The following is a 19848-nucleotide window of genomic DNA, read 5'->3' as shown; positions in this document are numbered from 1 at the left end:
AAGTCGCTTTTCAAGTTATACTTAGTGCAACAAAAGTTTGAAAGGGAACTTGATATGAAATTATTCTTCTCAAATGCATTATATAGAAGTATTACGCTCTCTCGGATGCTTAACCTAATGGGGTCTTATTTATACAATATTGTGTTTGTGATTTATGCTGCTAGTCTGCCTTATGCCAATACAGCTGTGTTTATTGCAAATATCATTACAATTATTCCTACACTTTTCACATTTTGGATAGGAGTACAAGCTGATAGGACAGGTAGAAAAGGCGATTTCATGATTTTTATCGGCTTTGTTCAGGCACTTCTATTTACAGGGGTAGCTTTTCTGATTTCTAATAAGACATTTCTCATTTTTGCAATCATCTGTTTGTTGAATGTGATAACAGATATGTTAAGTGACTATGCTGGTGGGTTAAGAATGCCGATTTTGCAAAAGAATTTAGAAAAAGCTGATTTATTTGAAGCCTATTCCTTTACGCAATTTATCACTTATTTATGCAGCATTACTGGACAAACAGTAGGGGTCTGGTTGCTCGCAACTTCAGACAATAATTTTGCACTAGTTGCCATAATCAATGCGCTGTCATTTTTAGCTTCTTCTTTAGTGCTTTTGCACAAGCGTCGTCAATTAACTCATGAAGCTGTGGTAGCAACTCCTGAAAAAACTTCTCTTTTTACGCAATTTAAAATGCTTTATCAAAATATGGAGTTGATTTTTCAAGAATCCGAAAATGCTTCATTCATTCACTTGTTACTTGCAATTTTAACCCTGAATATGATAGGAGGAGCTGTTAATAGTATTTACAATTTTTATTTTTTAAAACATGCCATTTTTCACCTGACTTATGCACAATCTCTTCTGATTGTAGAAGTAGTGTTATTGGTTGGCGCTATTTTAGGAAGTTTAACACCTCACGATTATTTTTCAAAAAAATCATTTTCCTTTCTGCTCATAATGAATAGTTCTTCATTTGGACTAGTTGGCATCAGCAACTTAGTAGGATTGCCACTCATCATTGGGATTATTATCTTAGCTTTTTCTGCTTACATAATGGGGAAATCCACGCCTAAACTAGATGCTATGTTAATGGCAAATCTACCATCTGATGTCTTGGCTCAAAGCAATAACTTTCTCGGATTGTTGTTTACCTTCTCTTTGCCTTTAGGAACGGTCCTCTTTTCAGTTCTCTCTGCCTACAATATCTACTTGTGCTGGTTTATTTTTGTTGTCTTTTCACTGTTGGCACTTTTGCTGTCTCTGCAAAATAATCGACTCAAAAAAGGAAACATTAGTTAAACTCTAGAACCTAAGATTAGGCTACTATTTATTTTCCTCTATTTTTTATTTTAGAAGTATTCTGTGGGTGATTATTTTTTGATTTACGCAAACGATTGCTTTAAAGGTTGGTATGAGATTGCGATTTTTGAAAGTTAATTATAAAAAAACAATTTGGAAACGTTTTAGTCAAGAAAATTGCTTGATAAAAAAGTAGTAAAGCGGTATCATAGTAGGGAAGAAAAATTGGAGGACTATAATGACACATATTCAGTTTAATTACTCAAACGTTCTTGGAAAATTTGTTGCACCGCATGAAGTAGATTACATGCAAACACAAGTTTCTGCAGCAGATGAACTGTTGCGCAAAGGAACTGGTGCAGGAAGTGACTTCCGTGGCTGGCTTGACCTTCCAGAAAACTATGACAAAGAAGAATTCGCTCGCATTTTGAAAGCGGCAGAACAAATCAAATCAGACAGCGATGTTTTGGTCGTGATTGGGATTGGTGGGTCATACCTTGGAGCAAAAGCAGCGATTGATTTCTTGAGCAATCATTTTGCAAACTTGCAAACCAAAGAAGAACGCAAAGCTCCACAAATCCTTTATGCTGGAAATTCTATTTCATCTACTTACCTTGCAGACTTGGTAGAATACGTTTCAGATAAAGATTTCTCAGTTAATGTGATTTCTAAATCAGGGACAACGACAGAACCTGCTATTGCTTTCCGCGTCTTCAAAGAACTTTTGATTAAAAAATATGGTGAAGCTGAAGCTAACAAACGTATCTATGCGACAACTGACCGCCAAAAAGGTGCAGTTAAGGTGGAAGCAGATGCCAATGGTTGGGAAACATTTGTGGTGCCAGATGACATTGGCGGACGTTTCTCTGTATTGACAGCAGTAGGACTTCTACCAATTGCAGCATCAGGCGCAGACATCAAAGCCCTTATGGAAGGTGCTAATGCTGCTCGTAAGGACTACACTTCAGACAAGATTGCAGAAAACGAAGCTTATCAGTACGCAGCTCTTCGTAATATCCTTTATCGCAAAGGCTATGCGACTGAAATTTTGGTTAACTATGAACCATCTCTGCAATACTTCTCAGAATGGTGGAAACAATTAGCTGGTGAGTCAGAAGGAAAAGACCAAAAAGGTATTTATCCAACATCTGCTAATTTCTCAACAGACCTTCACTCTCTTGGGCAATTCATCCAAGAAGGTGCGCGTATTATGTTTGAAACAGTTGTCCGTGTGGACAAACCACGCAAAAACGTGACGATTCCTGAATTGGCAGAAGACTTAGACGGACTTGGATATCTTCAAGGAAAAGATGTTGACTTTGTTAACAAGAAAGCGACAGACGGTGTACTTCTGGCTCATACTGACGGTGACGTGCCAAATATGTATGTCACTCTTCCAGAGCAAGACGCCTTTACTCTTGGTTACACTATTTACTTCTTTGAGCTTGCTATCGCTATTTCTGGTTACTTAAATGCTATTAACCCATTTGACCAACCAGGTGTAGAAGCATATAAGAAAAATATGTTTGCTCTTCTTGGAAAACCAGGATTTGAAGAATTGAGCAAAGAATTGAACGCTCGTTTGTAATTTGTATACAATGGAACGACTTCTGAAAAGGAGTCGTTTTTTATACGCCAAGCATATAATTGAGTGAAATTTTCACAAAAACAGAAGAAAAAGATAGAAAGAAAGCGCTTTATTGTGTATAATAAAAGCAGATTATACAACGGAGGCGCTTTATGTCACAAGAAACTTATATCATGGCGATTGACCAAGGAACAACCAGCTCACGGGCGATTATTTTCAATAAGAAAGGTGAGAAGGTTGCTACGAGTCAAAAAGAGTTTACTCAGATTTTTCCACAGGCGGGCTGGGTTGAGCACAATGCAAATGAGATTTGGAATTCTGTGCAGTCGGTCATTGCAAATGCTTTTATTGAAAGTGGCATCAAGCCCACAGAGATTGAAGCAATTGGCATTACCAATCAACGGGAGACAACAGTTGTGTGGGATAAGAAAACGGGTTTGCCCATTTACAATGCCATTGTCTGGCAGTCTCGGCAAACAGCTCCTTTAGCAGAAAAGCTCAAGCAAGATGGATATGTAGATTTCTTTCATCAAAAAACAGGTTTAATCATAGATGCTTATTTCTCTGCGACCAAGGTACGCTGGATTTTAGATCAGGTAGAGGGCGCGCAGGAACGTGCAGAGCGAGGAGAATTGCTTTTTGGTACGATTGATACCTGGTTGGTTTGGAAATTAACGGATGGTGCGGCTCATGTGACGGATTATTCAAATGCAGCGCGGACCATGCTATACAATATCAAAGAGTTACAATGGGATGATGAGATTTTATCCTTGCTCAATATTCCTAAGGCTATGTTGCCAGAAGTTCGCTCGAATTCAGAAATTTATGGCAAAACAGCACCCTATCATTTTTATGGTGGAGAGGTACCAATTGCAGGAATGGCGGGCGATCAGCAGGCAGCTCTCTTTGGGCAATTAGCATTTGAGCCAGGAATGGTGAAGAATACTTATGGGACGGGCTCTTTCATCATTATGAATACTGGTCAGGAATGCAATTTATCAAAAAATAATCTTTTGACGACTATTGGTTATGGGATAAATGGCAAAGTGACTTATGCTTTGGAGGGTTCGATTTTTATTGCGGGTAGTGCCATTCAGTGGCTTCGTGATGGGCTTCGTATGATTGCTAGCTCACCTGAGTCTGAGCGATATGCAAAAAATTCCACCAATGAAAATGAAGTGTATGTTGTTCCAGCTTTTACGGGACTTGGAGCGCCTTATTGGGATCCAGAAGCAAGAGGTTCTATTTTTGGCTTGACACGTGGAACGAGTAAAGAAGATTTTATCAAAGCAACTTTGCAATCCATTGCTTATCAAGTGCGCGATATTATTGACACCATGCAAATGGACACAGGTACAGCAATCCAAGTTCTGAAGGTAGATGGTGGTGCTGCCATGAATGATTTTCTCATGCAGTTCCAAGCAGATATTTTGGGAATTGAATTAGCGCGTGCGGCAAATTTGGAAACAACAGCTCTTGGAGCAGCTTTTCTGGCAGGTCTTGCAGTTGGCTATTGGAAAGATATGGAAGAACTCAAAACATTAAATGCAGTTGTGGAAACGTTCCAACCTGCTATGCTAGAAGCAGAGCGCCAAAAATTGTACAAAGGCTGGAAAGCAGCAGTTGCAGCTACGCAATTTTTTGCAAAAGAATCTAGCAAATAGTTGAAAAATATAACTATGAGTTACAAGTGTCGGTAATCATTTAGTATAAGATACAAGAGGAGGGACTAGGAGACAATCTTAGTCGCTCTTCTTTACTTTACTAACTCTTTTAGCATTAAATTTTCAGAATAAAAGTGAATTACATGCGTTCTTGTATCAGTTGGATAGAGTAAAACGGTGAATATGCCTGCTCTTATTGGTTTTTTTGAAAATTATGGTATAATAGATATAATTTTGGTAGATGGAGTTGAGTTTTGAAGAAAAGCTATCGCGTCAAGAGCGAGAAAGATTTTAATGCGATTTTCAAAAGTGGGCAAAGTTTTGCCAATAGAAAATTCGTCATTTATACATTAGAAAAGAAGCAAAAACACTTTCGAGTTGGGATATCCGTCAGTAAAAAGCTAGGAAATGCGGTAATGCGCAATAAGATTAAACGCCGTATTCGACACGTTTTGATAGTTCATCAAGCAGAGTTAGCAACGCTTGATTTTGTCGTTATTGCTCGAAAAGGTGTGGAAATTCTGACTTATCAAGAATTAGAGCAAAATTTGCTTCATGTACTAAAAATAGCAAAAATTTATCAGGAAGGTTTGAGTAGTGAAAAAGAAAAGTAAACTGGTGGGGCTTTTAATTTTAGCTTCGCTCATCTTAACAGCGTGTGGGACGAGTGAGGTCACAGCGAGTTCGCCGGATTTATGGGAGAGATTTGTCTATTTCTTCGCCGTAACGATTCGTTTTCTGTCATTCAATGGAAGTACAGGAATTGGGATTATCCTTTTCACATTGATTATTCGGACAGTTCTTTTGCCTGTTTTCCAATTGCAAATTAATGCTTCTCGGAAAATGCAGGAAGCGCAGCCGTTAGTGAAAGAATTGCAGGCGAAGTATCCAGGACGCGACATGGAAAGTCGCAGTCGTTTGGCAGAAGAAACACAAAAGCTGTATAAGGAATTAGGAGTAAAGCCATCGGCATCATTTTGGCCCTTGCTCATTCAAATGCCTGTGTTGATTGCCTTGTATCATGCCTTGACACGCGTTGAATTTCTCAAAGTAGGGCATTTTCTCTGGCTGAATCTGGGCGCGACAGACCCCTATTATATTTTGCCGGTTTTAGCAGCCGTTTTCACCTTTTTGAGTACTTGGTTGAGCAATAAAGGAATGGCGGAACGCAATGGCTTGATGACAGGAATGATGTTTGTCATGCCACTGTTTGTTTTCTTCTTTGCCATGAGTGTAGCGAGTGGGGTTGCTTTGTATTGGAGCACATCGTACGCGTATCAAGTGTTCCAAACGCTTTTACTGAGCAATCCATATAAAATCATTGCAGAAAGAGAAGCGAAAGCGACTGCTGAGCGGGAACGTGAAGAAAAGAAAAAACGTGCTTATCGTAAAGCACAAAAAAAGAAAAAGTAAGGAGGCGCTTGTATGGTATTATTTACAGGAGCGAGTGTTGAAGAAGCTATTCAAAATGGCTTGCGCGAGTTAGATATTCCACGGATGAAAGCACATATCAAAGTGATTTCTCGTGAGAAAAAAGGATTTTTAGGATTATTTGGCAAGAAATTAGCCCAAGTTGATGTGGAACCTATTAACGAAACAACGGTAGTAAAAGCTAACCAAAAAGCTGTCAAAGGTGTTCCGGAAGAAATCAATGCTCAAAATGAGCCCGTTAAAAGCGTGAGTGAAGCAACTGTTGACTTAGGACATGTTGTTGCAGCCATTAAAAAAATCGAAGAAGAAGGCAAGGAAATCTCAGATGATGTGAAAGCTGAAATTTTGAAGCACGAAAAAGAAGCCAGCACGATTCTTGAAGAAACAGGCACAATTGACTTATTGAAAGATAGTGACATCGTAAATTTTCAAAAATCGGTCGCTCAAGAAGAAAAGCCAACTGACAAGATTATTGCTTTTGGGCAGGCTGTAGAAAAGCACTCGGAAGTCCAACCGATAGCTGAGGAGCCGGCTGATTTTGAAGATTTGGGCATTCAAGTGGAAGAAGATTATGATGTTGAAGAAGTTGTTGCGAGTGTGACAGGTTATGTGCAAAACATCGTGGACGAAATGGACGTTGAAGCTAGCATTGCAAGTGCTCATAATCGTCGGACAATCAATATGCAGATTGATACCAATGAGCCTGGTCGCATTATCGGCTATCACGGAAAAGTGCTGAAAGCTCTTCAATTGTTGGCACAGAATTATCTTTATAATCGCTATTCTAAGAGTTTTTACATTTCTATCAATGTTAATGATTATGTAGAACATCGAGCAGAAGTTCTACAAAGCTACGCTCAAAAATTGGCTGACCGTGTGTTGGAATACCAGCATAGTCAAAAAACCGACCCAATGTCCAACAATGAGCGGAAAATTATCCACCGTATCATTTCTAAAATGGACGGACTTACCAGCTATTCAGAAGGTGATGAGCCAAATCGTTATGTTGTCGTGGATATTGACAGTGAATAATAAACTGAGGACTGGGAAGAATTTCTTTTCAGTCTTTCTTTCCGCTTGATCTGCTATTTGCGGCACTTGGGATTGAGAAGAAGGGAGCTTATATGTCTATTTTTCTAGCTATTGAAACATACTTAGCATTACAAGGAAATAAATATATTTCTCCTGATAAAGCGGGAGAATTGAGAGAAATGATGCTTGATTTTAAACGGAAAGGTCAGGCAGCACGCGCGGAATTTTCGGACTTGGTTAAGCAATTTCAAAGATTTTATCCAAAATTAACTCTGGAGCGTACCAGCAACTGGATGAATCAAGCACAAATTTTGCGTCCCCATTTTTGGAACTATTTGTGTGGTTATGGCGATATCACAGAACCAATGTTTGCTCTGCGTTTATATGGGAAGCCAGGAGATTTTGGAGTATCGTTAGAAGTTAGCTTTATCGAGCGCAAGAAAGATGAAACCAGTCTGACGAAGCAAAATCGAGTGTTGCAGGTGCCAATCACAGCTCCAGTTTATTACTTGACTCAAATAAATGGTATCAGTCAACGATTTGCTGGGGCAGAAGAGAATCGGCAGTATTTGAGCCGACAAGTAAAAATAGGGCAAGTTCGTAAAGTCTTAGTAAAATACGATGTAGATTTAGCCCAAGCCACATCGGTAAGACAAGTGTTGGAGCAACTCCAGAAGGCTATGACAACTCTCATTCCTTTTTATGAGGCAACCAGAGAATTATAAGAGGTTTAAGCAACCTTTTTTTAGATTTAGCAAAAACAATTTCGCGCTGCTATTGACAAAAGGCTTAGAATCATATAGAATAGTAAAGTATGTTTAGTAACTGATCACAATAGCCGGCTAAACGAATACAAGAATCTAAGAGGAGGTATTCAAAGTGAAACGTACTTATCAACCAAGTAAAATCCGTCGTGCGCGCAAACACGGTTTCCGTCATCGTATGGCAACTAAAAACGGTCGTCGCGTGCTTGCTAGCCGTCGTCGTAAAGGACGCAAAGTTTTGGCTGCATAATCCAAACGAATACAAGATGAAGAACCAACGGAAACTCGAGACCGCTGGTTTTTTTGTTGGAGAACAAAGGGACAATCTGCATTTGCTCAGAGATTTTGATATAATAGAAACTGATATAAAGAGGAATGAATGATGAACATTTTTGACACACATACACACCTCAACGTGGACAATTTTGCAGGCAAAGAAGCTGAAGAAATTGTTTTTGCACGCGAGTTAGGTGTTACCAAGATGAATATTGTGGGTTTTGATGCAGAAACCATTGAAAAGTCGCTAGCGCTGTCTCGTCAATATGATGAGCTTTACAGTACGATTGGCTGGCATCCGACGGAGGCAGGTTCTTACACGCAGGAAGTGGAGGACATGCTTGTCAGTCATTTGCATGCTCCCAAAGTTATTGCCCTTGGTGAAATTGGATTGGATTATCATTGGATGACAGCACCGAAAGAGATGCAAGAGCGAGTTTTTCGGCGGCAGATTCAATTATCAAAAGATCTTGACTTGCCTTTTGTAGTGCACACTCGTGATGCCTTGGACGACACATATGAGATTATTAAAAGTGAAGGTGTTGGTCCTCGTGGCGGCATTATGCACTCTTATTCAGGTTCTTTGGAAATGGCAGAGCGTTTTATCCAGCTTGGTATGATGATTTCATTTTCGGGTGTGGTCACGTTTAAGAAGGCTGTAGATGTGCAGGAAGCTGCGCAAAACCTCCCTTTGGATAAAATCCTAGTTGAAACTGATGCACCTTACTTAGCTCCTGTTCCAAAACGTGGTCGTGAAAACCGGACGGCTTATACTCGCTATGTTGTAGACAAGATTGCAGAACTTCGTAGTTTGACTGTCGGAGAAGTTGCGCAAGCGACCTATGAAAATGCGCTGCGAATATTTAATTTGAAAGAAGATTGATGAAAGAAAAAATTTCTCAAGTCATCGTTGTAGAAGGTCGAGATGATACAGCTAACCTTAAAAGATACTTTGACGTAGAAACTTATGAAACGAGAGGGTCTGCGATTTGTCAAAAAGACATTCAACGCATCAAACATCTCCATAACTTGCATGGAGTGATCGTTTTTACCGATCCAGATGTCAATGGCGAGCGGATTCGTAGAATGATTATGACCGCTATTCCTAGTGTTCAACATGCTTTTTTAAGGCGTGATGAGGCCGCTCCTAAGTCTAAAAATAAAGGGAAGTCATTGGGGATCGAGCATGCTTCTTATGAAGATTTAAAAGCCGCTCTTTCTCAGGTAACTAAAAATTTTGAAAAAAAGACTGATTTTGATATCACACATTCAGATTTGATTCGCTTAGGATTTCTGGCAGGCAATGACAGCCGCAAACGTCGTGAATTTTTAGGAGAAGAACTCCGCATTGGCTATTCAAATGGGAAACAGTTGCTTAAACGCTTGGAATTATTTGGAATAAATTTAGCAAAAGTTGAGAGCGTGATGGCGCATTATCAAGAAAGTGAAAAGTAAAGGAATAGTATGAAAAAATGTATCATAACAGGTGGAAATAGCGGGATAGGTTATCAAGCAGCTAAACAGCTAGCTGATAAAGGCTGGCAGGTAACGATTTTTTGTCGTAGTAAAGAGAGAGCTGAGAGCGCCTGTGAGACAATCATTAGTGAAACTGGTAATTCTCATGTCAGCTACCTATTAGCAGATCTTTCTGACTTAACGAGTACCAAAACAGCTATTGAAAATTATATCCAGACTCAAGGAGCGCTTGATGTCTTGATAAATAATGCTGCTGACTTTGATTTATCAATTAAGCAACCAGTTTTAACCAAAGATGGATTGGAAAAGCAGTTTGCGACCAATGTTGTAACTCCTTTTTTGCTATCCCAGTCTTTTATTTCCTTATTGAAAGAGTCCGAGAGTGGTCGCATTCTCAATATTTCATCGCAAGGTTTACAAGCCTATCCTTTTATTAAATTGAATTTTGATAATCTAAAGGGCGAACAATCTTACAGCCCTTCAAAAACTTATTACCAGAACAAATTAGCGCTTCTGATGCTGACCTTAGCGATGAGAGCAAGGTACAAAGACGTTACAATTCAGGCTATCAGAGTACCTAGTGTTAAGGTAGATATGAAGCGTTATAGTCACCTTTCTTCCTTTATGAAAAACCTATACAAACTGAAATCTCGATTCTCAATTTCGCCTGAAGAAATGGCACAAACCTATGTCGCTCTCGCCACGGGAAACAGCTATAACGGCTTTTTATACAATGAAAAATGCCAAGAGGTCAAAGCCAATCGCTCGGTTTATGATCAAGAGGCACAAGAGAAACTCTACCGAATTTTGACGCAACTAACAACAGAGAAAACCGGAGAATGATAGTCGAATATTATAGCGTTTAGTATGTTTTTTAAGCATGATGAGTGGTAAGGGGGATTTAGCTGGCGATAATATGTCAATTTTGATATTTACAAAAGATTGTGTTTGAAGTGCTTGACAGTGATGATGACTGATGTCACTAATGAAACATTATGTACTACTGGTTTCATATGAAGTTGATGTCCAAAAATGTTGTGGATTCTGAGTTGAAGAATTCTGCATGGGCTATCCAAATGAGAAACAATTGCTCAAACGACTAGAATTATTTGAGATTGGATTGACAGATGTTGAGATGGAATGAAAAAAATACGAAAGGAAGCGAGATGGCAAATAGAAGCTATATTTATTTAAAAAACGGAGATGAGGCACGTGTTTTAGCAGAGGGAATTTATATGATTCCTTATTTCTGGCAACTGTTTTGGGGTGAAGAAGAGTTGCAAACAGCCATTGCTCTATGGCAAAAAGCAGAAGAGCTTGAAAAAGAAGATAAAGGAAAAACAGAAGAATTTTATCGGACACAGGATATGGGGATTACTCTTTCTGTTGAAAACTTTCATCAGAATGCTCGTCGCAATCGCTCCTTTTTAGAGCAGCATGCTCCACAAACTTTGCAACTGTACGATGACTTTGTGTGTTACATTACTGCAAATATCAAAGAGGGTGATACGCTAGGATTTGACGTTTTAGAAATTATTTCTATGGACGAGTTGCCTATTGCTTCTGACAAACTTTTAAAAAATGTCCGTGCTATTCAGCAAAATCAACCGAAAGATTTGGATTTTTCTTTAACAGATAAAGATTTGCTTGGGATAGCTATGGGTTTCCCAGATGATTATGCTTCAGACATGTTGCCAGTAGATAATATTCTAAATTCGGTTGCCTACCAAGATGAGTTGAAGAAAGGTAAAAATCAAAAAAACAAGCAAATGACTGATGTGACTGAATCTACTTCAACAGAAACTAAACGCCGTATTCATCCGGCATTTTGGATTTTGCTTGTGCTGGGAATTATGCGAATTTTATATATTTTATTCAGATAACAGATAGAAAAGAGATTTATGAGAATTGCGGATTATAGTGTGACGCGGGCTGTGCTTGAGCGTCATGGCTTTACTTTTAAAAAATCGTTCGGTCAGAATTTCTTGACTGATACCAATATTTTACAAAAAATTGTGGACACAGCTGAGATTGATGAGAATGTTAATGTTATCGAAATCGGACCAGGCATCGGGGCACTGACTGAGTTTTTGGCGGAAAATACAGCCGAAGTTATGGCTTTTGAAATTGATGATCGCTTGGTGCCGATTTTGGCAGATACTCTGCGGGATTTTGACAATGTGCGCGTGGTCAATGAAGATATTCTTAAGTCAGACTTGCAAGCCCGAATCAAGGAATTTGCTAATCCAAATCTTCCTATCAAAGTGGTGGCCAACCTGCCCTACTATATTACTACTCCTATCCTCATGCACTTGATTGAGAGTGGCATTCCTTTTAGTGAATTTGTCGTGATGATGCAGCGAGAAGTGGCTGATCGTATCTCGGCGCAGCCCAATAGTAAATCTTATGGCAGTTTGTCAATAGCGGTGCAGTATTATATGACCGCAAAGGTTGCTTTTATCGTACCACGGACGGTCTTTGTTCCCGCTCCAAATGTGGATTCGGCTATCCTCAAGATGGTCCGCAGAGACCAGCCAGCAGTTGGGGTCAAGGATGAAGCCTTCTTCTTCAAAGTCTCAAAAGCTAGTTTTACCCACCGCCGGAAAACCCTCTGGAATAATCTGACCAGTTATTTTGGGAAGTCTAATGAAGTCAAAACAAAGCTAGAGTCCGCTTTGGACAATGCTGAGTTATCTCCAAGTGTACGAGGAGAAGCGCTTGATTTGCAAGAATTTGCGCATTTAGCAGACAGCTTATATGACGAGGGATTCAGATAAGTTGGATAATATTGTAAACAAAAAGCCTCACTAAGTTCATTTTAGTGAGGTTCTTTATAAGGAAAGGACGGGATTTGAACCCGCGCATGAATAAAATCCATTTGCCGGATTTCGAGTCCGGTGCCGTACCAAGCTGGGCCACCTTTCCAAAATTTAGAATAAGGAATTTTTGAATGGGCTCGATAGAAGCATTCAAAATAGGGTATTTCGTTTTAGGAGAGAAAGCAAAGCGCAGCATAAGCTGCAATACCAAAACACCTAACAAAATAAAAATGCGGAAAAAGGGATTTGAACCCTCACGTCCGAATGGACACATGCGCCTGAAGCATGCGCGTCTGCCGTTCCGCCATTTCCGCTCGGTATCTATTATACCACATTGGCAACGTTTTTCATCATTTTTTTGCACTAAAAAGCAAAATACTTGTTTTTTTGATATAATGAACTTATTAAGGTTAAAGGAGTTCATTTGAAAGGAACAATTGTGAAAGCCTTGGCTGGCTTCTATTATGTAGAGTCAGAAGGCAAGGTGTATCAGACCAGAGCAAGAGGGAATTTTCGCAAGAAAGGTCAAACTCCCTATGTGGGAGATGAGGTCGAATTTTCTGCTGAGAAAGATTCTGAAGGATACATTTTAAAAATAGCAGAGCGAAAAAACAGTCTGGTACGCCCACCTATTGTTAATATCGATCAGGCTGTCGTGATAATGAGTGCCAAAGAGCCAGATTTTAATCCCAATCTTTTGGATCGGTTCTTAGTTCTTTTGGAGCAGAAAGCCATTCATCCGATTATTTATATCAGTAAATTGGATTTGTTGGAGGACGACAAGGAGCTAGATGTTTTCCTTGAGGTTTACCAAGCTATTGGTTATGATACTGCCAAAACAGTAGAAGAACTATTGCAGTTTTTAATCAGAAAAAAGACGGTCTTTATGGGGCAGACAGGAGTTGGTAAGTCCACTTTGCTTAATAAAATTGCACCGGATCTGAAATTGGAAACAGGGGAGATTTCAGAAAGCCTTGGTCGCGGTCGTCATACGACACGAGCTGTCAGTTTTTACAATCTTAATGGAGGAAAAATTGCGGATACGCCGGGGTTTTCTTCCTTGGATTACGAAGTGGACAATGCGGAGGATTTAAACCGAGCATTTCCTGAAATTGCTGAAGTCAGTCGCAGCTGTAAATTCCGAACCTGTACCCATACGCATGAGCCAAACTGTGCGGTGAAACCTGCCGTTGAAAATGGAACAATTGCAGCCTTTCGATTTGAAGATTACTTGCAATTTTTGAGTGAAATTGAACATCGTCGTGAAATCTATAAAAAAGCAGTTAAAAAGCAACCTAAATGAGGAGGAAGCTAAATGAAATCTTATAAAATTGCACCGTCTATTTTAAGTGCAGACTATGCAAACTTTGAATCAGAATTGAAAAAATTAGAAGCCACAGGGGCAGAGTACGCTCATATTGATATTATGGACGGACATTTTGTTCCCAATATCAGCTTCGGCGCAGGTGTGGTTGCGAGCATGCGACCACACAGTAGATTGGTATTTGATTGTCATCTTATGGTCTCCAATCCAGAACACCATATTGAAGATTTTGCTCGTGCGGGTGCAGATATTATCAGCATCCATGCTGAAGCAACACCACATATTCACGGAGCTTTGCAAAAGATTCGGACAGCTGGTGTCAAGGCAAGTGTTGTTATCAATCCGGGAACGCCTGTTGAAGCGGTGAAAAACGTACTTAATCTGGTTGACCAAGTCTTAGTAATGACTGTCAATCCGGGCTTCGGTGGACAAGCTTTTCTACCAGAAACAATGGATAAAGTACGCGAATTAGTCGTTTTGAGAGAAGTGAACCAACTAGACTTTGATATTGAAGTAGACGGTGGTATTGATGGTGAAACCATTCGCATTGCCAAAGAGGCCGGTGCTAATGTCTTTGTGGCAGGTAGTTATGTGTTCAAAGGTGATGTCGCTCATCAGGTTCAAACTTTGAAAGAAGCATTGCATGACTAAAATTGCTCTCTTTGCTGGTGGGACGATAGATAGCTTTCAAATGGATTTCGACCTCTTTATCGGAGTAGATAGGGGGAGTCTACTTCTCATTGAACAAGGTATTTGTCCAGACCTAGCGGTCGGTGATTTTGATTCCGTTTCGGAGAAAGAGTTGGCTTTGATTTATTCTCAATCTAAAGAGGTACTTCAAGCACAATCTGAAAAAGATGATACGGATTTAGAGTTGGCTGTCAAAGCTGTTTTTGCACGTTATCCACAGGCGCAACTAACGATTTTTGGTGCTTTTGGTGGGCGCTTGGATCATACTTTGGCAAATATTTTCTTGCCGAGCGATCCAGAAATCACGCCTTATATGCAACAAATTCGGCTTTGTAGTGCGCAAAATGAGCTCAGCTATTGTCCTCAAGGGCGTCACGAGATAAAGCCAGTAGCTGGTATGAATTATCTAGCCTTTATGCCTGTGAGCAATAGTCAGTTAACGATTGAAGGAGCCAAATATCCTTTAAACGAATCCAATTATTTTTTCAAAAAAGTGTATGCTTCTAACGAATTTATAGATGAACCCGTTTTTTTAGAGTGCCAATCAGGTTATGTTATTGTCATTTATAGCAAAGACAGGAGTTAGTATGGAGTTTATAATTATCCTCTTATTGCTGGGAGATCTTATTGTGACCTTTCTTTTGTGGCAAAAGAATCAGCAACAGACAGACCAAGCGAAGAAGATTTTTGAAGATCAAGCCGATCAATTATCTGATCAGTTGGATTACCGTTTTGAGCAGGAGCGGCAGCAACGCCTTCTAGCACAGCAACAACTGGAATTGGCTCTGGGAGATCGTTTGGGTGAGGTGCGTACGGATTTACATCGAAATTTAACGGAAATGCGGTTAGAGATAAGCGAGAATCTAACTAAAAATCGTGATAAGACAGACGAACGAATGCGTCAGATTCAGGAGTCAAATGACCGTCGTTTAGAACAAATGCGCCAAACAGTGGAAGAAAAATTAGAGAAAACGCTGCAGACGCGGTTGCAAACCTCCTTTGAAACGGTTTCTAAACAGTTGGAGTCAGTCAATCGTGGTCTAGGCGAGATGCAACATGTAGCGCGTGATGTGGGCACTCTAAATAAAGTGCTCTCCAATACCAAAACGCGTGGAATTTTAGGTGAATTGCAACTCGGTCAGATTATTGAAGATATTATGACACCGAGCCAGTACGAACGCGAATTTGCGACAGTTGCAGGCTCTAGTGAACGCGTAGAGTACGCGATTAAATTACCGGGGCAAGTGGAAAAAGAATATATCTATTTGCCGATTGATTCCAAGTTTCCGCTTGCTGACTACTATCGATTAGAGGATGCTTATGAATCAGGAAACAAAGAAGAGATTGATTTGTATCGCAAGTCTTTGCTAGCGAGCGTCAAACGTTTTGCCAAGGACATCAATAAGAAATACTTAGCGCCTCCTGCAACAACAAACTTTGGCGTGATGTTTTTACCAACGGAAGGGCTTTATTCAGAAGTTGTTCGCAATCCGGAATTCTTTGACAGTTTGCGTCGAGACGAGCAGATTGTGGTCGCAGGACCGTCTACGTTGTCTGCCCTACTCAATTCGCTTTCGGTTGGTTTTAAAACGCTCAACATTCAACGAAGTGCAGATGACATCAGTAAGGTTTTGGGCAATGTCAAATCAGAATTTAATAAATTTGGTGGCATTTTGCTCAAGGCACAAAAACATCTGCAACATGCTTCTGGCAATATTGATGAATTGCTGACGCGCAGAACCAATGCTATCGAGCGAACTTTGCGCCATATTGAAATTTCGGATAAGTCGGACTTCAACGGTCTACTAGATTTCCAAGATGAAGAGGAAGAATATGAAGATTAACCAAATGAAAAAAGACGAGCTGTTTGAGGGGTTTTACCTCATCAAATCTGCTGAACTTCGTCAAACAAGGGCAGGGAAAAACTATTTGGCATTCACCTTTCAAGATGACACTGGAACGATTGAAGGGAAATTGTGGGATGCACAACCGCACAATGTGGAAGAATTTACTGCTGGAAAAGTCATCCATATGCAAGGGCGCAGAGAAGTATATAACAATACTCCGCAAGTGAATCAAATTACACTACGTCTGCCAAAAGTTGGTGAGCCAAACAATCCAGCTGATTTTAAGGAAAAACCACCGGTTGATGTCCAGGAGTTACGTGACTATCTCTCGCAAATGATTTTTAAAATTGAAAATCCAGTTTGGCAGCGTGTGGTACGGGCTTTGTATGCTAAATACGATAAAGAATTTTACTCCTATCCAGCAGCGAAAACCAATCACCACGCTTTTGAGGCAGGACTTGCTTTTCATACTGCGACTATGGTGCGGCTAGCAAATGCTATTGGTGAGATTTACCCGCAACTAAATAAGAGTTTACTTTATGCAGGAATTATGCTCCATGATTTAGCAAAGGTGCTGGAATTGACAGGCCCAGAGCAAACAGAATACACTGTTCGAGGCAATCTCATCGGACACATCGCTTTGATTGATGAAGAAATAACAAAGGTGTTGGCAGAATTAAAAATTGACGACACTAGAGAAGAGGTCATTATTCTCCGTCATGTTTTGCTAAGTCATCACGGCCTGTTGGAATACGGTAGTCCAGTGCGTCCGAAAATCATGGAAGCTGAAATTATCCACATGATTGATAATTTAGATGCGGAAATGATGATGATGACTTCGGCTCTAGCCTTGGTTGGCGAGGGTGAGATGACCAATCGAATTTTTGCTATGGACAACCGCTCTTTCTATAAGCCTAATTTTGATAAGTAAAAAACGAAAAACGAATGTTATTGCAAAAATAATGTTCGTTTTTTGGACTGATTATGATATAATGAAGAAAATAAAATAAATTGGTGAAAAAATGAAATTAAGAAGAAGTGAACGCATGGTAGTTATTTCTAACTACCTAATCAATCATCCGTACGAATTAACAAGTCTCAATACATTTGCTGAAAAGTATGAGTCCGCAAAATCTTCCATTTCCGAAGATATTGTCATTATCAAACGTGCTTTTGAAGAAATGGAAATTGGGCACATCGAAACCATTACAGGAGCAGGAGGAGGCGTTATTTTTACTCCCTCTATCTCGGATAAAGAAGCTAGAGCAATGGTGGAAGACCTCCGCACGAAATTGTCTGAAAGCAATCGAATTTTACCCGGTGGCTACATTTACTTATCGGATTTGCTGAGTACGCCTTCTATTTTAAACAACATTGGGCGCATTATTGCCAAGACGTTTCGAAATCAAAAAATTGATGCCGTAATGACTGTTGCCACAAAAGGAGTGCCGTTGGCAAATGCAGTGGCAAATGTGTTAAATGTTCCATTTGTCATTGTCCGTCGCGACTTGAAAATCACAGAGGGCTCGACGGTTAGCGTCAATTATGTGTCAGGTTCGAGCGGTGACCGTATTGAAAAGATGTTCTTGTCGAAACGCAGCCTGAAAGCTGGAAGCCGTGTTTTAATCGTAGATGATTTCTTAAAAGGTGGCGGGACAGTCAATGGTATGATTAGTCTTTTACGAGAATTTGATTCAGAGTTAGCTGGTGTAGCAGTCTTTGCGGAAAATGCACAAACGGAGCGTGAACATTTGGATTACAAATCATTGTTGAAAGTGACAGCTATTGATGTGAAGTCCAACAAAATTAGCGTAGAAGTTGGGAATATTTTTGACAAATAGATGAGGTGAGAATTTGAAAAATATATTGGATAAATTGGATCAAAGCTCTTTGTGGCTAAGAATTTCGATTGTTACAGCTTTGGCGCTTATTCTTGCTGCTGGATTATTTTTCGTTAAAAAGCAAGATGACGCGATGCGTGCAGCTGCTCCGACTGTAAGGCGAACCATTTCAACATCAAAATCTTCAGAATCGAAAGCAGAAAAAGAGAAAAAAGAGCAAGCCAAAATTGCACAAGAGGCAGAAGAGGCTGTTAAAAAACTGGAAGCGGAGCAGACGACGGCTAATGTAACGCCTGCTCAAGAAAAAGTGGACAAGTTGAAAGACGAAGCTCAAAAAGCTCAACTTCAACAACGGATTAAGGCAGTTAGTGACGCGATTGCGGCGCGTGCAGCCAGCGAAGCAGCTGCTACAGCAAATCAAAACGCTGTGACGCCTCAAACAGATGCAGGGCAAACGTACCAACAAACTTATCCTCAAACCTATCAAGCTCCAGCAACTTCAGCTACCACAGGACAAGCTGAAACCAATTCAGCTCAAACTCCAACGACTAACGGAAACGGAGCAAGTGTCCCAGCCACAAATACTACTGGACAATAGCTGGGATTTCAATAGGAAAACTATAAAAAATATATTGACAAAGAAAGTACCGTCGTGTTATACTAATAGACGGTACTTTTTACTTTTGGTCTCTCAAAAGTGTACAGAGACGTGCTGACAAATGTTGCAAAAGTACACGTAGATGATAGCTGTCACCAAGTGTATCATCACCAAAATTAAAAAAATACAGGAGAAATGTAGATGCCTACAATTAACCAATTGGTTCGCAAACCGCGTAAATCAAAAGTAGAAAAATCTAAATCACCAGCTTTAAACGTTGGTTATAATAGTTTGAAGCGTGTACCTACTCGTGAAAACTCACCACAAAAACGTGGTGTAGCAACTCGTGTTGGTACTATGACACCTAAAAAACCGAACTCAGCTCTTCGTAAGTTTGCTCGTGTACGTTTGAGCAATCTGATCGAAGTAACTGCATATATCCCAGGTATCGGACATAACTTGCAAGAACACAGCGTTGTGCTTCTTCGTGGTGGACGTGTAAAAGACCTTCCAGGGGTACGTTACCATATTGTTCGTGGTGCACTTGATACTGCAGGTGTAACTGATCGTAAACAAGGCCGTTCTAAATACGGTACGAAAAAACCAAAAGCATAAGGAAAGGGGATAAAGATCAATGAGTCGTAAAAACCGTGCGCCTAAGCGCGAAGTATTGCCAGATCCGCTCTACAATTCAAAATTAGTGACACGTCTTATCAACCGCGTTATGCTTGATGGTAAACGTGGTACAGCAGCTTCAATCGTATATGGTGCTTTTGAGCAAATCAAAGAAGCTACTGGAAATGATGCACTTGAAGTATTTGAAGCAGCTATGGAAAACATCATGCCTGTACTTGAAGTACGTGCTCGCCGTGTCGGTGGTTCTAACTACCAAGTCCCAGTTGAAGTTCGTCCAGAACGTCGTACAACTCTTGGACTTCGTTGGTTGGTAACTATTTCACGTTCACGTGGAGAACACACTATGCAAGATCGCCTTGCAAAAGAAATCATGGATGCAGCTAACAATACTGGTGCAGCTGTTAAAAAACGTGAAGATACTCACCGTATGGCTGAAGCTAACCGTGCTTTTGCTCACTTCCGCTGGTAAGATTGCTTCTCTTTTTAGAGAATTGCAAAAGCTCTTTCAAAGGCTTAATACTCTTACTAATTAGCATGAGTAATCAACAAGCGGGTAGGAT

At 40.1% G+C, this 19848-nt stretch carries 22 protein-coding genes and 2 tRNA genes; 22 read left to right on the top strand and 2 right to left on the bottom strand.

Annotation, left to right across the window (positions count from 1 at the left end):
- Positions 1-54: 54 nt before the first annotated feature.
- The 13 genes from HMPREF2984_RS04820 to rsmA all read left to right on the top strand — a co-directional run bounded on the left by HMPREF2984_RS04820 (position 55) and on the right by rsmA (position 12310).
- A complete protein-coding gene (locus HMPREF2984_RS04820) occupies positions 55-1302 on the top strand; it encodes an MFS transporter (protein ID WP_037567148.1) in 1248 nt (415 codons plus the stop codon).
- A 238-nt stretch (positions 1303-1540) separates the two neighbouring features.
- Complete coding sequence (locus HMPREF2984_RS04815) at positions 1541-2890, top strand: glucose-6-phosphate isomerase (RefSeq protein ID WP_003026484.1); 1350 nt, start codon at positions 1541-1543, stop codon at positions 2888-2890.
- Positions 2891-3042: 152 nt separating this feature from the next.
- Complete coding sequence (glpK, locus tag HMPREF2984_RS04810) at positions 3043-4554, top strand: glycerol kinase GlpK (protein WP_003028700.1); 1512 nt, start codon at positions 3043-3045, stop codon at positions 4552-4554.
- A 254-nt stretch (positions 4555-4808) separates the two neighbouring features.
- Positions 4809-5168: a ribonuclease P protein component gene (gene rnpA / locus HMPREF2984_RS04805; RefSeq protein ID WP_003028698.1), complete on the top strand. Its 360-nt coding sequence runs from the start codon at positions 4809-4811 to the stop codon at positions 5166-5168.
- Complete coding sequence (locus tag HMPREF2984_RS04800) at positions 5152-5967, top strand: YidC/Oxa1 family membrane protein insertase (protein WP_003028697.1); 816 nt, start codon at positions 5152-5154, stop codon at positions 5965-5967. The genes rnpA and HMPREF2984_RS04800 overlap by 17 nt, the downstream gene beginning before the upstream one ends.
- A 12-nt stretch (positions 5968-5979) precedes the next feature.
- Positions 5980-7017, top strand: coding sequence for an RNA-binding cell elongation regulator Jag/EloR (gene jag, locus HMPREF2984_RS04795; protein ID WP_049533045.1), 1038 nt, complete (start codon positions 5980-5982; stop codon positions 7015-7017).
- A 92-nt stretch (positions 7018-7109) separates the two neighbouring features.
- Entirely contained in the window at positions 7110-7742 is a 633-nt protein-coding gene (locus HMPREF2984_RS04790; protein ID WP_003028692.1) for a hypothetical protein, read from the top strand.
- Positions 7743-7896: 154 nt separating this feature from the next.
- Entirely contained in the window at positions 7897-8031 is a 135-nt protein-coding gene (gene rpmH, locus HMPREF2984_RS04785; RefSeq protein WP_003026476.1) for a 50S ribosomal protein L34, read from the top strand.
- Positions 8032-8160: 129 nt separating this feature from the next.
- A complete protein-coding gene (locus HMPREF2984_RS04780) occupies positions 8161-8940 on the top strand; it encodes a TatD family hydrolase (protein WP_003028689.1) in 780 nt (259 codons plus the stop codon).
- The gene (gene rnmV, locus HMPREF2984_RS04775; protein WP_003041752.1) at positions 8940-9512 is read left to right on the top strand and encodes a ribonuclease M5; all 573 of its coding nucleotides are present in this window, start codon (positions 8940-8942) and stop codon (positions 9510-9512) included. Before HMPREF2984_RS04780 ends, rnmV begins: the two co-directional genes overlap by 1 nt.
- A 9-nt stretch (positions 9513-9521) precedes the next feature.
- Positions 9522-10376: an SDR family NAD(P)-dependent oxidoreductase gene (locus tag HMPREF2984_RS04770; protein WP_003041802.1), complete on the top strand. Its 855-nt coding sequence runs from the start codon at positions 9522-9524 to the stop codon at positions 10374-10376.
- Positions 10377-10699: 323 nt separating this feature from the next.
- Positions 10700-11416, top strand: a complete 717-nt coding sequence (locus tag HMPREF2984_RS04765) for a hypothetical protein (RefSeq protein ID WP_049514469.1) — start codon at positions 10700-10702, stop codon at positions 11414-11416.
- Between the two features lie 18 nt (positions 11417-11434).
- Positions 11435-12310 (top strand): 16S rRNA (adenine(1518)-N(6)/adenine(1519)-N(6))-dimethyltransferase RsmA, encoded by an 876-nt coding sequence (gene rsmA, locus HMPREF2984_RS04760; protein WP_003028680.1) that lies wholly within the window; start codon positions 11435-11437, stop codon positions 12308-12310.
- Positions 12311-12369: 59 nt separating this feature from the next.
- Here rsmA and HMPREF2984_RS04755 read toward each other — a convergent pair.
- Together HMPREF2984_RS04755 and HMPREF2984_RS04750 are read right to left on the bottom strand one after the other, a co-directional pair.
- Positions 12370-12458 (bottom strand) — tRNA-Ser (locus HMPREF2984_RS04755).
- 125 nt (positions 12459-12583) lie between these two features.
- A tRNA-Leu gene (locus HMPREF2984_RS04750) sits at positions 12584-12666 on the bottom strand.
- Between the two features lie 110 nt (positions 12667-12776).
- Between HMPREF2984_RS04750 and rsgA the strand changes: the two genes are divergently transcribed.
- From rsgA to rpsG, 9 genes are all read left to right on the top strand, one after another.
- Positions 12777-13655: a ribosome small subunit-dependent GTPase A gene (rsgA, locus tag HMPREF2984_RS04745; RefSeq protein WP_049533043.1), complete on the top strand. Its 879-nt coding sequence runs from the start codon at positions 12777-12779 to the stop codon at positions 13653-13655.
- 12 nt (positions 13656-13667) lie between these two features.
- On the top strand, positions 13668-14327 hold the full coding sequence (gene rpe, locus HMPREF2984_RS04740; RefSeq protein ID WP_003041774.1) for a ribulose-phosphate 3-epimerase: 660 nt from the start codon (positions 13668-13670) through the stop codon (positions 14325-14327).
- On the top strand, positions 14320-14952 hold the full coding sequence (locus HMPREF2984_RS04735) for a thiamine diphosphokinase (RefSeq protein ID WP_003041807.1): 633 nt from the start codon (positions 14320-14322) through the stop codon (positions 14950-14952). The genes rpe and HMPREF2984_RS04735 overlap by 8 nt, the downstream gene beginning before the upstream one ends.
- 1 nt (position 14953) lies before the next feature.
- Complete coding sequence (locus tag HMPREF2984_RS04730; RefSeq protein ID WP_003041776.1) at positions 14954-16210, top strand: DNA recombination protein RmuC; 1257 nt, start codon at positions 14954-14956, stop codon at positions 16208-16210.
- Complete coding sequence (locus HMPREF2984_RS04725; RefSeq protein ID WP_003041828.1) at positions 16200-17144, top strand: 3'-5' exoribonuclease YhaM family protein; 945 nt, start codon at positions 16200-16202, stop codon at positions 17142-17144. The genes HMPREF2984_RS04730 and HMPREF2984_RS04725 overlap by 11 nt, the downstream gene beginning before the upstream one ends.
- Positions 17145-17235: 91 nt before the next feature.
- A complete protein-coding gene (gene purR, locus HMPREF2984_RS04720; protein ID WP_003026455.1) occupies positions 17236-18054 on the top strand; it encodes a pur operon repressor in 819 nt (272 codons plus the stop codon).
- Positions 18055-18067: 13 nt separating this feature from the next.
- Entirely contained in the window at positions 18068-18652 is a 585-nt protein-coding gene (locus HMPREF2984_RS04715) for a hypothetical protein (RefSeq protein WP_059221574.1), read from the top strand.
- Between the two features lie 201 nt (positions 18653-18853).
- Positions 18854-19267, top strand: coding sequence for a 30S ribosomal protein S12 (rpsL, locus tag HMPREF2984_RS04710; RefSeq protein ID WP_003026451.1), 414 nt, complete (start codon positions 18854-18856; stop codon positions 19265-19267).
- Positions 19268-19286: 19 nt separating this feature from the next.
- The gene (rpsG, locus tag HMPREF2984_RS04705; RefSeq protein WP_003041799.1) at positions 19287-19757 is read left to right on the top strand and encodes a 30S ribosomal protein S7; all 471 of its coding nucleotides are present in this window, start codon (positions 19287-19289) and stop codon (positions 19755-19757) included.
- Positions 19758-19848 lie beyond the last annotated feature (91 nt).

This window comes from Streptococcus sp. HMSC066E07 (genome assembly GCF_001814695.1).
Lineage (GTDB): Bacteria > Bacillota > Bacilli > Lactobacillales > Streptococcaceae > Streptococcus > Streptococcus hominis.
The sequence above is the reverse complement of the archived record's forward strand: the minus strand, read 5'-3'. Positions and strand labels throughout refer to the sequence as shown.